The 14,246-nt window shown below is 68.0% G+C and carries 20 protein-coding genes; 6 read left to right on the top strand and 14 right to left on the bottom strand.

Annotated elements, in window-relative coordinates; translation table 11 throughout:
• The 10 genes from P1P70_RS28215 to P1P70_RS28260 all read right to left on the bottom strand — a co-directional run.
• Positions 1-248 (bottom strand): hypothetical protein (locus tag P1P70_RS28215; RefSeq protein ID WP_413471561.1); only part of this gene is annotated, 248 nt, incomplete at its 3' end.
• Positions 249-251: 3 nt separating this feature from the next.
• On the bottom strand, positions 252-680 hold the full coding sequence (locus tag P1P70_RS28220) for a hypothetical protein (RefSeq protein WP_319242583.1): 429 nt from the start codon (positions 678-680) through the stop codon (positions 252-254).
• Positions 680-1,141, bottom strand: coding sequence for a hypothetical protein (locus P1P70_RS28225; protein WP_319242586.1), 462 nt, complete (start codon positions 1,139-1,141; stop codon positions 680-682). The genes P1P70_RS28220 and P1P70_RS28225 overlap by 1 nt, the downstream gene beginning before the upstream one ends.
• Positions 1,142-1,147: 6 nt before the next feature.
• A complete protein-coding gene (locus tag P1P70_RS28230; RefSeq protein WP_319242589.1) occupies positions 1,148-1,522 on the bottom strand; it encodes a hypothetical protein in 375 nt (124 codons plus the stop codon).
• 2 nt (positions 1,523-1,524) lie between these two features.
• The gene (locus tag P1P70_RS28235) at positions 1,525-2,580 is read right to left on the bottom strand and encodes a hypothetical protein (RefSeq protein WP_319242591.1); all 1,056 of its coding nucleotides are present in this window, start codon (positions 2,578-2,580) and stop codon (positions 1,525-1,527) included.
• Between the two features lie 38 nt (positions 2,581-2,618).
• Entirely contained in the window at positions 2,619-2,825 is a 207-nt protein-coding gene (locus P1P70_RS28240; protein WP_319242593.1) for a hypothetical protein, read from the bottom strand.
• Between the two features lie 573 nt (positions 2,826-3,398).
• The gene (locus P1P70_RS28245) at positions 3,399-3,881 is read right to left on the bottom strand and encodes a hypothetical protein (protein ID WP_319242595.1); all 483 of its coding nucleotides are present in this window, start codon (positions 3,879-3,881) and stop codon (positions 3,399-3,401) included.
• Positions 3,882-3,893: 12 nt separating this feature from the next.
• A complete protein-coding gene (locus P1P70_RS28250; RefSeq protein WP_319242597.1) occupies positions 3,894-4,415 on the bottom strand; it encodes a hypothetical protein in 522 nt (173 codons plus the stop codon).
• Positions 4,416-4,505: 90 nt separating this feature from the next.
• Positions 4,506-6,020 carry a phage major capsid protein gene (locus P1P70_RS28255; protein ID WP_319242599.1) on the bottom strand — a complete coding sequence of 505 codons (1,515 nt, stop codon included), beginning with the start codon at positions 6,018-6,020 and terminating at the stop codon, positions 4,506-4,508.
• Complete coding sequence (locus tag P1P70_RS28260) at positions 6,017-7,342, bottom strand: head maturation protease, ClpP-related (protein ID WP_319242601.1); 1,326 nt, start codon at positions 7,340-7,342, stop codon at positions 6,017-6,019. The genes P1P70_RS28255 and P1P70_RS28260 overlap by 4 nt, the downstream gene beginning before the upstream one ends.
• A gap of 228 nt (positions 7,343-7,570) precedes the next feature.
• Here P1P70_RS28260 and P1P70_RS28265 point away from each other — a divergent pair, with 228 nt between their 5' ends.
• Genes P1P70_RS28265 through P1P70_RS28290 form a run of 6 tightly spaced genes read left to right on the top strand, consistent with a single transcriptional unit; the run spans position 7,571 to position 9,985 of the window.
• Positions 7,571-7,849 (top strand): helix-turn-helix transcriptional regulator, encoded by a 279-nt coding sequence (locus tag P1P70_RS28265; protein WP_319242603.1) that lies wholly within the window; start codon positions 7,571-7,573, stop codon positions 7,847-7,849.
• A complete protein-coding gene (locus P1P70_RS28270) occupies positions 7,842-8,312 on the top strand; it encodes a hypothetical protein (protein WP_319242605.1) in 471 nt (156 codons plus the stop codon). Before P1P70_RS28265 ends, P1P70_RS28270 begins: the two co-directional genes overlap by 8 nt.
• Positions 8,309-8,782: a hypothetical protein gene (locus P1P70_RS28275; RefSeq protein WP_319242606.1), complete on the top strand. Its 474-nt coding sequence runs from the start codon at positions 8,309-8,311 to the stop codon at positions 8,780-8,782. Before P1P70_RS28270 ends, P1P70_RS28275 begins: the two co-directional genes overlap by 4 nt.
• Positions 8,782-9,372, top strand: a complete 591-nt coding sequence (locus P1P70_RS28280) for a DUF6221 family protein (RefSeq protein WP_319242608.1) — start codon at positions 8,782-8,784, stop codon at positions 9,370-9,372. Before P1P70_RS28275 ends, P1P70_RS28280 begins: the two co-directional genes overlap by 1 nt.
• Entirely contained in the window at positions 9,369-9,650 is a 282-nt protein-coding gene (locus P1P70_RS28285; protein ID WP_319242609.1) for a hypothetical protein, read from the top strand. Before P1P70_RS28280 ends, P1P70_RS28285 begins: the two co-directional genes overlap by 4 nt.
• Entirely contained in the window at positions 9,647-9,985 is a 339-nt protein-coding gene (locus tag P1P70_RS28290; RefSeq protein WP_319242611.1) for a hypothetical protein, read from the top strand. The genes P1P70_RS28285 and P1P70_RS28290 overlap by 4 nt, the downstream gene beginning before the upstream one ends.
• A gap of 3 nt (positions 9,986-9,988) precedes the next feature.
• Here P1P70_RS28290 and P1P70_RS28295 read toward each other — a convergent pair whose 3' ends face one another.
• The 4 genes from P1P70_RS28295 to P1P70_RS28310 all read right to left on the bottom strand — a co-directional run.
• The gene (locus tag P1P70_RS28295; RefSeq protein ID WP_319242613.1) at positions 9,989-12,160 is read right to left on the bottom strand and encodes a phage portal protein; all 2,172 of its coding nucleotides are present in this window, start codon (positions 12,158-12,160) and stop codon (positions 9,989-9,991) included.
• Complete coding sequence (locus P1P70_RS28300; RefSeq protein WP_319242615.1) at positions 12,160-12,336, bottom strand: hypothetical protein; 177 nt, start codon at positions 12,334-12,336, stop codon at positions 12,160-12,162. The genes P1P70_RS28295 and P1P70_RS28300 overlap by 1 nt, the downstream gene beginning before the upstream one ends.
• Positions 12,337-12,400: 64 nt before the next feature.
• On the bottom strand, positions 12,401-13,738 hold the full coding sequence (locus tag P1P70_RS28305) for a phage terminase large subunit (RefSeq protein ID WP_319242617.1): 1,338 nt from the start codon (positions 13,736-13,738) through the stop codon (positions 12,401-12,403).
• The coding region (locus tag P1P70_RS28310; protein ID WP_319242619.1) for a hypothetical protein at positions 13,735-14,246 on the bottom strand (512 nt) is incomplete at its 5' end. The genes P1P70_RS28310 and P1P70_RS28305, both read right to left, overlap by 4 nt.

Below are 14,246 nucleotides of genomic sequence, written 5' to 3' on the forward strand. Positions count from 1 at the left end.
TGTTTTTCTTTGTCTTTGTTATTTTTGTATAAGTGACAGGCTTGTGCGGTGGCGGGGTTGAAGAAGGAGGTCCAGTTCAGGCGGCCGTCGCGGAGCAGGCCGATGCGTTCGTATGCCGATTTGTCGATGCCGGTGACGTCTTGGGTTCCGGCGAGGCCGCAGCCGATGTCGTCGCCTGAGCCGGTGTCGCCGGACAGGTTGTAGCCGCCGAGGTAGAACGCCTGGCCGAGACCGGATTGCTTCGCCACGGCTCACTCCCTTCCCGACGCGTCGGCGCCGACTGGTTCGGTGACCCAGAGCGGGCCGGTTGTGGGATCGACAGCGAGGCTGCCGAACATGCGCTGGACGCCGTCGGGGTCGGTCCACGCCTGGTGGAAGTGCACGGGCACCGGGATTGCCTGACCGGACACGGACGGCTTGATGTGGTGAACCTGGCGGCCGCCGTCGACCAGAGCGAGGAGGCGTTCGCTGGGTGCGTGGATGAGGATGGTGAAACCTCTGGCGCCGAGGACGTGGTGCGCCCACGGGGTGTCGTTGCGGGGGATCGTATGGACTTGCGCGGGTGTGTTGATGTCGCAGCGGTCGAAGTCGCCGCTGAAGTCCTGGTCGTCGACTTCCAGCCGCCACCGGTTGCGCTCGGGCTGGCCGGTGCTGTAGTTCGCAAGGAGCGTGTCCGTCATCAGGCCACCTGCGTCCATGCGTCGTTGATGATCAGCGGGATCGTGATGGTCGCCACCCGGTATGTCGTGCCGCCGCTGAAGCTCGTGTAGCCGAACTCTGCTTGGAGCGAGGCCCCATAGGCGCCCAGCAGGTCGATGCAACGGACGCTGCCGCCGAACTCGAAATCGCCCGAATACGCCGTAAGCAGCGCGTCCACCGCGCCCGTCACGGCGGTGTCCACATCGCCCTGCGGTTCGGTGTCCGCAGGCATCAGCAGTCGCCCCATCAGCTGCAGGCGGCCCGTCGTCGCCGACAGGCCCGACCCGATAGGCACGGGCCCGATGCGGGACACCCAGAACGCCGCCGTCAGGCCGCTGCCGGGCGCGCTGACCGGCTCGTGGTCGAGAACGTTCCCGAACAAGCCGGACGCCATGGCGTAAGAGATCGCCGTGTTCCGGTAAGTGAGCAGATCAAGAGACACGGGACATCACATCCGTCCCGTGTAGCGGCGCAGCAGCCGCTCGCCGATACGAACCTTGCGCTCGTTCAGCTGATCGCGGGTCCGGATCCAGTGGTCATACCCTTTGAACTTCGTCACCGGATAGTTCCGGGAGCCGATGCCGGCGAGCCACGGCCCGTACACCACACGGCTATCGGTGATCGTGTTGCCGTCGACGACCTTGCAGCGGGACTCGTAGTAGCCGGTCGGGTTCCGGAACACCCGGTGCATCTCCCCGCGCAGGATGGTCAGGCCTTCCTCGGCGAGGCGCCGTTCGAGGTGATCGACGTAGGCGTTGGCGAGGCGCTGCGCGCGCCCGTCGAAGAGAGGGCCGCGGGCGCTGGTGGACACGTCGAGTCGCATGGCTACACCGCTCTCGTGCGGGCCTTGCGGCCGTGGGAGACGTAGACGCGTTCGCGGAGATCTTTCAGTCCTCGGCCGGTTGTCTCGCGTTCGTACTCGCCGCTGCCTGCCGTGCGCGCGTATCCGGAGCGGCCTTGGAGGAGGCTGGTGACGGCTTCGCCGACACAGAGCTGACGCACGGGGCCAGGCGGGTCCCACCGGTACACCGTCGTGCTGGTGGAGTGTGTGGCCGCCGTGGTGCCGAGCGCGCCGCGGGTGACCGTGAGGGTGCGGGGTGCGTAGATGGGGGCTCCGACGCTGTGTGCGGCGATGGTGGAGCCGTCCCACGCTCGGGTTACGACGAGGGTGTTGCCTGCGATGTCGTCGACGCGCATGCGTTCACCGTCGATGAGGATCGACTCGCCGGCCGCGAACGCTGCGCCGGACTGCACAGTGACGGTGACGGCGCTGTTGACGTTGGTGAGGCCGGCGCCGCCGAGGGTCTGTCCGGTGTCGAGCTGGGTGCGGCCGGTGACGATGACGCGCTCGGAGTCGATCCGCAGCAGTGAGCCGACGCCGATCGAGGCTGAGGTGGTGGCGTCGACGTCGATGCCGGTCTCGGACGCGTCGAGGGTCTCTGCGGTGGCGCCGAGGGTGGTCTCGTCGTTGCTGTAGCCGAACAGGCCGGTCACGCTGATGGCGCGCTGGTGGGTGTCGCCGCTGCTGAACGCGGCGCTGGAGTCGAGGTCGATCTCGATCCGGTTGTACGGGGGCCCGTAGGCGTTGGGCTCCAGGAAGTAGTCCGACGCCGCGATGGTGACGCCGCCGGAGGTGAGGGTGGTGACGGAGACGAGTTCGTTGGCGTCGAGCCAGAGCCGCCACGGGCGGGCGTACTGGCCGTTCGGCCAATCGAAGTAGCGGGTCTCCTGCACGGGGTAGAAAACCCGGTGGCACAGGCCGTGTACGGCCTCGGTCGCGTCGGCGAGTGCGCGGTCGATCCGGGCGTTCGACCGTGCGGTCTCTTTCACGTCCAGCTCGGCCTTGATCTCCTCGCGGGTAGCAAGCCACGGTGTCGTCATCTCTCGTCACCTCCTCTCGTCGCCTCGGTGATGTGCGGTTAGTTGGCGGTGCGTTCCACCGTGAACAGGCAGTCGGCCCGCACCGCGAACACCGATTGGTGTTCGTCGTTCTTGAAGACGGTGAATCCGTCCTCCGCCTGGAAGTAGGCGGCCCGAATGTCCTTGGTCTTCGCGTCCACGTTCTCCATGCCGGGTGGACTGATCACGACTTGGTAGGACCACATCGGGGGCTTCACGAGACTCATCTCGTCTCCTTGGTGTTGGTGTTGGTGTTGGTTGTGGTGGTGGTCAGTCAGCAGTCGATGACTCGTCCGTCTTCTGACCAGCCGTCGAAGGGGCAGAATCGGACTCCGTCGGGCCCTTCCCTGAGCGGCTCCCCGTCGTTCGGGCAGGCTTCCGGCGGGGCTTCGCGTTCGGCTCGGAGTTCGTCGGCGGCGTCTCGGTAGATGCTGATGAGCTGCTCCCAGGCGATGACTCCTCACCTCCCTCCTCTACGGCTACGGGCTCCGCAGGGCCCGCCATGTGCTCGGTGACATCGGCAGGCAGGTCGACGAGCTCAGGGCCCGGCTCGCCGCGCACCTCCGGCGCCGCGGGCTCGGGCTGGTCCGCTGCCGCCGCCTTTGTGGGCACAGGCTCGGCGGCAGCGGCGTCCTCGGGTGTGGGCAGCGTTGCGTCGGACGCCCCGCCGTTTCGGGTGATCTTCGCCATGGGATCTCCGTCCTCAAAGAAGGCTGTGTTGTGGCAGCGCGGGCAGCGGAAGAGACCGACCGCGTACCGCGTACCGCAGCCGTCCTCTCCCGCACACACCCACAGAGCCATCAGCCAGCCACCAGCGAAGCGCCGTCCGTCAGCGGAACCCACGTGCAGTACCAGGTGATCGCACCGTCCGGGTTCGTGCCGGTCGTCACCTGCTCGATGTCCCCGGTCGTCACCACCAGATCCCGCAGCAGATGCCCGCCCAGCATGATCGAGTGCTCGCCCAGGGCACCCGACGTCGCCGGGTCATCGATCGACGGCGTGAACCCGACGACCGTGCCCACGGCGGTGTCGTTGGTGCCGATGTCGGTGGCCTCGACGACCACCTTCGTGTCCCCGGTGGTCGGGTTCGACTGAAGGGCGACCGTGTTCGCGACGGTGATTGCGGTGGTGACCACACCCCACAGCCCGGTGACGAGAACCTCCCCGCCGGTCACGGTGAAGATGGTGCGGGTGTCCGCGGCGAACGCCCCGGACGCGGACGAGACGGGCGCGTTGCCCAGGCGGAGGTTCCTCAGCTGGGAGCCCTGAATCATCACAGACATAGGTCAGCTCCCTTACGCGTTCGCAGCGCCGGGGCGCAGCAGGTTTGGCATGTTCGACGGCTTCCGCTGCACCTGCAGGCCGACCTTCAGGTACAGGAACGCGGCGAGCTGCGCGTTGTTGGACAGGTCGGCCTGGTTGACGGAGATGTGCGTGTACCCGTCGGCGAGCGCGGCGGAGGGAACGTGGATGACGTAGATCTTCTGCTTCTGTGCGTCGTCCGCGACGGCCGTCATGATCGCGGCAGCTGTCTGGGTGGTCTCCACCCAGATCTCGTCGTTGTCGAGGGTTGTTTCGGCCTTGCGGTAGATCGTGCTGATCTCCGCCAGGTCCGAGCTGGTGCCGCCGGTGTAGGCGGTGTGCTGCTGCAGCGACGGCACGGGGTCGTCGCCGTCGGTGCCCGCCCCGTACACGAGGACGATGTCGACGCCGGCGCAGTCGTGCATGCTGATGCGCTTGCCGGTGGCTCCGGCGGTTGCGAGGTCGACTGGTGCGAGCGCCAGTCCGATGTCGTAGTCCTTGCCCAGTCCGAGCATGGTTTCTGCCTCTCCCGGTGGGGTGTTAATGCCACCGTGGGTTGGGCCCGGGGCGGGGGTTGATTGCCGCCGCCGGGCTGGCTGTCAGGGTCAGGCGCGCTCGGCCAGCTGCACGAACGGGCTGAGGGCCGGGCCGTTGTTCTGGGGGGTCACCGAGGACTGCAGCCACGGGCGGCCGTCGACGCGCTCGATGATGCGGTAGGCGGTCTGGTCGTTCTGGAACTTGAAGTGCGGGCTGCTCATGGCGGACATGACCTGCCGGTCGCCGATCAGGTAGAACCCGAAGTCCACGAACGAGATGTCACCGAGGTCGCCGAGGAGGCCGGGCGCCTTTTCGGTGAAGATGACGGGGCGGCCGAGGATCGTCATCGGGGGGCCCTGGACGCCGTTGTTGAGCCAGATCGCGGAGCCGCCGGTACCGACGGAGAGCGCCATGGTGGCGAGCTCGGGGAAGGTGTCGATGGAGCAGATCCACACCGCCCGGTCCAGCGAGGACGGCAGCATCCTGCTGTACATCTTGACGATGTTCTCCCAGACGATGGTGTCGGCGACCTGTCCGGTTTCCTTGGGGACGCTGATGGTGGCGGTGTTGTTGGCGTCGAGGGCGCCGAGGGGTTCGCCGACGCCGGAGCCCTTGAGGAATGCGATGTCCTCGTAGAACGACAGGGCCTCGGGGAAGATCTGGTCGAGGAACGCCTGGAAGCTGATCGCGCTGTCGCTGATGAGCTCGTTGGGGACCTCGGTGTACGCGGTGAGCTTCTTCGCGTCGAGGACGATGCGGGAGAACGCCGCCTGCGACGCGGTGAGCGCCGCGCCTTCCTCGGTCCAGTAGCCGACGACACCGCCGTACACCGAGGACACGTTGCTGGTGGAGTCCACCGCCGGGAACGGCACCCGCAGGGTTTCCATCGGGATGACCCGCGCCCGCTGCCGGACGACCGACGACTCCAGCGCCACCGCGAGCATCTCGGAGCGCAGCGTCTCGGGGATGAGGAACCCGCCCTCGCTGGGCACGGTGCTGGAGAAGGCGTTGCGGACCCGGGACAGCTTGGCCTGCATGTCCGCGGTCCTGTTGGCGTTGTGCCAGATCGTCTGGAAGTACTCCGCCGAGTTCTTGAACTCGCGGTCCAGGGTGGCGCCCATCGCCTTGGGGTTGTGCAGGTGGTTGCGGGCGTTGCCCGTCTGCACGACCGCGCGGGGGGTGAGGTCGAGGCGGTCGACGCCCTCAGGCTGGTTCTCCCGCAGCCAGTTCGCGAGGATCTGCTCCGTCTGCTCCTTGACCTGCGTCGCGATCGACAGGTCGCGGTTGTGGACGGCGCGCGCGTAGTTGGTGACGAACTCGCCGAACGCGCCGTTGCGGTCGGCGAACACCTTCTGCATCTTCGCGGAGTCGGTGAGCATCGCCTCCAGCTCCGCCTGCCCGGTCGGGATGGCGAGCCGGTCGGGGTCCATACCGTTCGCCGGCGGGGGCGGCGTGGTCGGGTCGGCGGCCCTGTTGTAGGCCTTGCCGACCGCCTGCGGGTCGTATCCGGCGCGGAGGATCATGCGGTGGCGTATGCCGGCTCGGATGCTGTCGCGCTGCCTCTGGATCGTTGCGGTCTTCACAAGCGTGCCTCCTTGAGGCTGCGTTCGAAACTCTTCGGATCGATAGCGGGGACCGGCTCGGCGGGTGCCGGGCCGGATGCCGCAGCCTGCTCGGGGGCGGCAAGATCGTTGGCGGCGTTCGCCATGAGGGTGCGCATGTAGTCCACGGCGACCTCGTTGGCGGGCGGCGGGGGTTCGGGGACGTACACGGTCTGCGGGACGGGCGCGGCCGGGGACGGGCGTTCGGGCTGCGGCGGGGCCGGCGCGTCGTTGGCGGCCGCCGTGAACAGGGACCGGAACCAGCCGACGGCGACGGTCTCAGCGTCCGGTTCGGGCATGGCGTCGACGGGCGGCGGCACGTACGGCGCCTCGGGTGGTGCGGACGCCTCGGGTGCTGGTGCGTCGCTGGCGAGCCCGGCCATGAGGGAACGCATGTGGTCGGGCTGGTAGTTGGGCATCGGGTCGAGCGCGGCGACGGCGGCGGCGCGGAACGCGGCCGGGTCGAACACCGGGGCAGGCTCTGGTGACCGGTTGGCTACGGTCTCGCGCACGACGTCGAGGAAGGCCTCGCCCTCGACACGAACCTCGACAGTCACGGGGAGCGGCGGTGGGGGTGCCTGCTCGCGGCTGGTGTGCGCGTAGTTGTAGACGTTGAGGTCCCACGCTGCGGCGATGGCCCGGTCGTCGGCTTCCTCGCCCATCTGCCGCTCGGGCTTGCCGACCTCGTCCGCGAGTCCAGCCGCTACGGCCTCCTCGGCGAAAAACCAGGTCTCGGCCGCCATGAGCTTGAGCCAGTGCTTGACGGTGCCGCCCGCGCGCTCGGCGTACACCCCGGCGATGTTCTCGGACTGCTTGTCGAGGAAGTCGGCGTACTCGCGGAGTTCGGTGGCTTCGCCTGCGGCTACCCCGGCCGCGTTATGGATCATGAACTGTGAGTGGGGGGCGGCGATGATCCGGTCCCCGGCCATAGCGATCACCGAGGCGATCGACGCGGCGAGAGCATCGACCTGCACCACGACCTTCGCCCGGTGAGAGCGGAGGGCATTGTGGATCGCCAGCCCATCGAAGAGATCTCCGCCAGGACTGGAAATGGACAGTCGGATCTCTGGCGCGTCGACGGCCTTCAGTTCCTCCATGAAGGAGGAGGCGGTGATTCCCCAACTGCCGATGTCCCCGTAGACGGAGATGGACGCGTAGGGGGTGCCCCCCTCATCGAGGGCGTTGCTGATGCGGTACCAGGTCTGTTCGCCGCCGGGTGTCGGCAGCGCGGGCCGTGTGGCGCGGGCGCGTTCGGCGAGCTCTTCGGGGGCGACGTGGTTGGTGCATCGGTGTGCTTTACCCATCGCCCGTTTCCTTCCGCCTGGGGTGTGACGGCTTTGTGAGCGGTGCTGTCACGTGGCTAATTGTGCACTACGGGCGCAAGTTTTGAACGTGTTCATGTAGGGCCTGACCTGGACTAACGCGTGCATCGCATTTCTTTATCGCGCACTTAGCATTTCTCTAACGGTGGGTTTTGTGAGTTCCTGTCAGGCGAATGCATGTTGCGGCTTATTCACGTATCATGTCGATGCATGAAGGTAAACACTTCGCAGGGTGATGACGCTGCGCGGGTGGAGGAACTGGCCGGGCGGGTGCGTGCCGGACAACTCCCTCCGCCTGAGGAGCGGGTCCGGATACGGACGGCTGCTCACGTGACGTTGGAGCACTTCGCGCAGGTGCTGCGGGTCAGTCAGATGACGGTGTCCCGGTGGGAGCGTGGGGAGACGGAGCCGAGCCTGGATCAACGGGTGGCGTACGCACGACTGCTGCGGGAAGTCGCCGCCGCCACCGGGGAGGCGTCCGGTGTTTGATCCGACCGAACTCGCCGCATCTGAGGCGACGCTGACGTTCAAGCGGTACGCCCTACAGCAGGTCGTCAACTCGGACTTGGCGTTCGACGTCGACGCCTCCGTACAGCAGGGCGTCTGGGGCGACATGGTGTACCGGCTGACGGCGCGTGTCCTGGCCGACGACCTGCCGCCCGAGGGGTTCACCGCCCGCCAGCACCTCACCTACGAGGTCCCGGCGTCGACGTGGCAGATGTGGAAGAAGCGGCATGCCCGCCGCTGGTACGCGCGTCGGCTCGTCGCCCGCTGGCCTGTGCGCTACGAGCCTGACCCGGACGGGCGTGGCACGGACGCGGTGTGCACGTTCAACCTGGAGCGGTGGCGCTCCTACCCACAGGCGCGGGTGCATCTGCCCCGTGACCGGTTCGGTGACCCGGTACGCGTGCACGCGATACGTGATCTCCGCTGGACAGAGGAGACCCCGTGACCACCGACAGCCCACGGCAGACGCTCAGGCTGAACTGCTCGACCTGCGGCGAGACCGGCATCACCATGTGGACCGCCCACGCCAGCAACTGCCCCGGTCCACCGCGCGACGACGAGCCAGCCGATGCCCTCGCGCGCGTCCGCCGCCTCGAAGGCCGCCTCTGGGAAAACAACGACACCCGGCAGATGCCCGTCTCCGCCGTGTGCCACTCGATCGCCAACGACCTGCGCGGCATCCTCGCAGGCGACGACCACCGGCCGACGGCCCCCGACCTGGACACGGGCACCCGGGGCGAATACGTCCAGTGGGTCATCGAGACGAAGCTCGGCCGTCGGCTCGCGGTGTGTGTCGACCGCAGCCCGTACCCGGAGGACGCGCGCCAGGAGTTGGAGCGGCTGCGGGCCGTGCATCCGGGGATGGTGTTCCGGGCGGTTCGGGAGGCGACTGTGCGGACTGAGGAGGACTGGTGATGCCTGACTTGCATGGCTGGATCGCCCAGCAGATCGACGACCGCGAGCACCTCGCCCAGCGGGCTGCTGAACTGTGTGGCTGCCACCTGCCCGCCCCGGCCTGGTCGTTCCGCGACGGTGACGAGCCGACCGACGGACGCATCCTGATCGTCGACGACCCGCACCCGGCCCTGCGGCGGAGGATCAGCCGGAAGAAGTGGAACGGCTCATACGACGGCCTGTTCATGGCCGAGCACATCGTGGCCAACGACCCGGCCGCCGTCCTCCGTCGCTGTGCTGCCGACCGTCGTGTTCTCGCCCGGCATCGTCTTGATCCTGATGCCTACTGGGCTGAAGCGGCCATGTGCCACGGCTGCGGTACCGAGGGCGAGATGGGCTACCCGCGTACGGAGAACCTGAACGACTGCCCGGAGCTGCTCGACCTCGCGCACGCGTACGGGCTGACGGACGAGATCCTTGCCGGGCTGGACCGGCCGCAGAAAGGCGAACGGCCCGACCCAGTGTGCTTCCCGATCTCAGCGGCAACGCTGATGCAGATGTCAGAGGTGCCGCTTTCACTGCGCGGCCCGAACTGGAAGGGACAGCCGTGACCCTGCCGCTTCAGATCGTCGTTGAGACGTGCTGCGCCTGCCCCAACCAGTGGGACGCCTGGACCGTCGACGGCCAGTACCTGTACCTCCGCTACCGGTCCGGTATCGGCACCGTCGACGCCTACGGCGCGCCCGGCCCCGACGGCTGGACTGTGCCGCCGGACGGGCGCGTGGCCCGGTTCGAAGACGACGACGACCCGCCGATCGATATCGGGCTGGACGAGTTCCTGCACCGGACGGGGCTGACACTCGCACCAGACGCGGTGGTGACAACGTGAGCAGCGAGTGGATGACGCCCGAACAACTCCGCCTACGCCGCGCCGCCGAAGTCATGGAAGGCCCCCTCGGGCAAGCCATCCACGACGTGATCTTCTGGACGCGGAAGCACTGGCCACCCATGCGCTCCGACGACGAACTGTGGCTCAACCCCACCGACCACGGAGCCTCCGTCCTCATCGGCGGCCGGATCCTCGGCTACGAGGTGTGCGGCTCCGAGCAGGTGCCGTCCGGGAAGGCGCTGATCTACTGCAAGGCGCTCGGCGCGTACGTCGGCGAAGGACAGAAGCCGGACGCCCGATACGTGCTCATGCGGATGCCCGACCCCTGGCTGTGACCGCTACTCCCACACGGCCACAATCGTGCCACGGCAGCGGCTGCCGCCCTCGCAGTGCAGATACCCACCCGACCCATACGCCGCCTGAACAGCGGCGAGATCATCGAACTCGGTACCGTTGATCTCCTTGCACGGATCACACGCGTCGTTCTTCTCGCTGGCGAAGTACCGGGCCTTCGGCGCAGCAGCCAGAGTCGCGATCCGGCCCGTGTTCTGCGCCCGATGCAGCGACGCGCTGAGCTGATCCCGACGGAACCAGTTCTTCAACCCCCGCAGGAACCCGCCAACCCGCTCCGCCACCTCCGAACCCCGCACACCCGGCACCAGCAGACGCAGCGCCTCACGGCCAGCCGACGCCGCCGTATCCGCAGCCAGCAGCGCAGCAGTCGCAGCAGCGATCTCGATCAACTCGGACCCGAACGCATTCCGCAGCCCCTTGTCGACCTTCGGCGGCTTCACCTTCACACCCTGCTCGGCAGCCTCCGCAGCCATCTGTGCGGCCGCGCCCTCGGCCATCTCCCCGAGCGCCCGGCGCAGCACACCAGCCGACTCATCCGAATCCACCGACAGCGCGGCCAGGGCCTCCGCGTCGCCCGCATCCACGGCCGCCTCGATCTGCCCGGCCAGCGCCTCAACCTGCGCCTCCGCCACCGGCGCCCACGCCTCCAACAGCGCAGCCAACGCCTCCTCGTGCTGCACCCGCACCGCGTCCACGTCCGACTCCGACGCTGCGGCAACCGGCAGCGCACGCCGGGGAGCAGCCACCGTGTTGTACGACGGCAACTGCCGAGGCGCAGGCGCGAACGGCACGTGGTGATGCAAGTCCAGACGCGCGGCTGGAGCCGGAGCCGGCGGGGCAGCCGGAGCCGCCCCGGGGGCGGCCTGCTGGGGTACGTCGAAGCCGAGCATCGGCAGAATCACCGGCGCAAGCGTCGGCGCCTTCACCACCAGCGACACAAGCAGCTCCCGATCCTGGTCCGCGCCGGGCTGCCCGAACGCCATCTCTGGCAACTCCAGCGCGGCAGCCACATCCGGGGCGTACCAGCCAGCATCGACGAACAGCTTCGCAGCCTCGGCCTTCGTCTTCAGCTCGGCGTTCCGGGCGGCCGCGTCCGGGGGTACCGGGTCGCAGTAGTCGAACTCCAGCATGCGTGCCGCGTCCGGCCCGTACAGCGGCAGCAGGTCATTCATCAGAGCGCCCTTCCAGCGCTCCAACCTGGGTACCGTCAACTGCTCGGCGAACAGCACCTTGGAGGCTTCGGCGGTGGCCCGGTTCACGTCCCCGACCTCGCCGAGGACGAACGCGGGCGCACCGAACGCCTCCCGGATCACGTCACGGGACACCTGCCGCAGCTCAGCGAACTGCATGTCGCGCTGCGTGTACTTGCGGTCCTTCCAAGTGCCGTGCTCGATGAACGCGACCCGGTGCGCGTTCGCGACGCCCTTGTGCTGCTCGTTCCAACGCGCCTGCAGCTGATCCCACTCGGGATCGGAGAGCACGGACGGCAATTCGATGATCCCGCCGGGCTCCGCGCTGTTCATGAAGAAGTTCCGGTTCCACTCCGCGCTATACCGGGACGCGTCCAACTCGGTGAGGATCGACTGCACCGGCCCCATCCCCCGGTACGGATCCAGCGGGTTCGGCATCCGGATCTGAATGACGTCCTCCACCCGCAGCGCGATCTCCTGCCCGTCGGGGCCGGTGTACAGGTAGCCGGAGATGAAATCCACCGGGTGCGGCACAGGCTGGATACGGTCCGGACGCACCGGCCACAGCTCCAGCGGCATCGGCGAGCGCGGGTTGCGGCCGATGACGAGCCAGCCCTCACCGGTCAGGTCGATGTGCTGCTGCACCGTCTCCACGAGCTCTTGCCGGGTGAAGAACCGGTTCGGCTTCTCCCACAGGTCGAGGATCGCGTGAGAGGTGACCTCCTCGCGGTCCTCCGGCAGACCCGACGGAGCCTTCCGGTACAGCTTCCAGTCAACCAGCGCGGTGGCATTCGAGGTGCGGTTGACGATAGAGAACAGCGTCCCCACCGTACCCATCGCCCGCATCTGCGCCTCAGCCCCCGACGGGGCCCGCCACGGAATCGACAGCCCACCACGCGACGACACATACGGCACCGGCGCCTTGTTCGACAGAGTGCGGGCCAGCGCCCGCAGCGGCGACCTCATCACTTCCCGTCCTCCCTGCTGTTCAAGGCTTCGAGGAGCAGCAGCGACACGGCCGCGCCACCGAGGCCGGCGGAGACGCCCCACTCGGTCCATAGGGCGGCTGTGCCGCAGGCGAATCCGGCGGTGGTGAGGACCGCGGTGCGGGCGTCACGCAGCGCGGCGATGATGCGGTCCACGCGGTACCTCCTTGGTAGACGGCTTGTCAGCATTGTCCATGCTGCGGCGGGCAGGCGGCCAGACTCACAGCCAACGCACCCGCGTCCTGCCGACCAGATCCCGAGCCGCGACGACGTACCGGAGCGCGTCCATCGCGTGGTCGTGCTCCTTCACCGGCTCCTCCTTCAACCCGCCCTTGTTGCCCGGCTTCACCGCCCACACGTAGCCCGCGATCTCCTCCGCCGCACCCATCGGCAGCGACGCCGATTCAAGCTCGGGGTCCCGCTCGAGCAGGGCCCCGCGTCGGATGAACAGCCGCGGCCTGCCGTCCGACTGCACCTTCAACCGGGACTGCACTGCCTGAATCCCGTCCGACACCGACTTGTGGGCCGCCGTCGTCGACAGCCCCAGTTTGCGTTCCAGGGTGGCCCGGTCTTCGGCGTCGTGGTCGGCGTAGATCGCGCGTGGGACCTGGCCGCGCGGCTGCCCCGACGGATAGAACAGGATCTTCTTGATGGTCTCGGCGTGGTCCTCGACGAGGCGACGGGTGAAGTACACCTCGTGGTTGAGGTACAGCCTGCCGTCGGGGTCTTCCCACCAGTCCTGATAGCAGAAGGGGTTGGTGAATCCGAAGTCGACCGCTCCCCAGCGTTGCCATGCTGCGGTGTGCTTGACCTCGTCGACGAGGTGGATGGCCTCGTCAAAGGCTTCGTAGATTTGCCCTTCGACAGCCGCCCACTTGCCGTCGCGCAGGCGCAGCCGACGCACTCCGGTCAAGGCATCGAGCTTCGCGAAGTAGCCGCTGCCGATCTCGGTGGGGGTGCCGTCGGCGTGCATGTACGCCGGGTTGTCGATGTGCCGGGACAGGAGCATGCGGGCTTGGCCTTGGTCGCAGCGCTGCTTCAGCCAGTGCGTGGGCTGAGCAGGGTTGCAGGCGGCGATCTGCTGCTGCCACGCGAGGACACCGTTCCGCAGTCGGGTGGCGATGGACTCCCAGTCGGTGACGGTGAGCTCGGTGGCCTCGTCCGCGAAGACGAGGTCATACTCCGCCGACATGATCTTCTCGGGTTTGTCGAGGCCGCCGACCACGATCACGGACCCGTTGGCGTACCGGTAGCACGGCGCCTCACGCGGCGACCCGCCGAACCAGCGGACAATGCCCGCCGCCAGGGCTGCGGTGGCGACCTTCTTCTCGTAGGTGACGAGCGTGGTGGAGCCGAGAGAGACGGCCGTCTTACGGACGATGAGGCAGCGGACGCCCGGGTTGTTCAGGGCCGCAAGGTGGATGCGCCACAGGCAGGCCAGGCTTTTCCCGGTTCCCGCTGGCCCGGCGATGACGAGTTCGGAGTCGCGGGACTTGAACACTTCGAGGGCCGCGCCGCGGGGCTCGTAGCGGACGATGGTGTCGGCCGCGGTGGTCACGTCAGGTCCTCTGCGGTGATGCCGACGACTTCGTAGCGGACGGCGCCGGCGACGCTGACTTTCTGTTCGGCGTCAAGGCCGTGGAGCTTGCGGTAGGACTCACGGATGCGGAGCGCGGCTTGGATGGCTTGGAGCTTGGGCCCGTTGTCCGTGAGTGGTGTTTCTTCGCCGGTGTCGGGGTCGCGCATGGTGACGACTTTGCCGTGGGAGACGACGACGTGGTTGGCCTCGATCACTTCGAGGGCCATCACGTACAGGTCGTCGAGTGCCTCGGATTCGGTCTGGATGAGCTTGGTGACGGCCGGGCGGGCGACGTCGGCTTTGGCTCGTTGGACGGCACGCCAGGCGTCGCCGTGGTTCATGCCGAGGCGTTCGCCGATCTCGCGGTAGGTGAGGCGTTGCGCACGGAGGTCAGCGGCGGCGGCATCCCGGCGGACGGTTTCCATGCTGCGTTCGAAGCCGCCGGCGGGGGCCTGGAGACGGTTTTGTCCGGTGAGGCCTTGGGGGG

It is taken from the genome of Streptomyces sp. MB09-02B (assembly GCF_033794485.1).
Classification (GTDB): domain Bacteria; phylum Actinomycetota; class Actinomycetes; order Streptomycetales; family Streptomycetaceae; genus Streptomyces.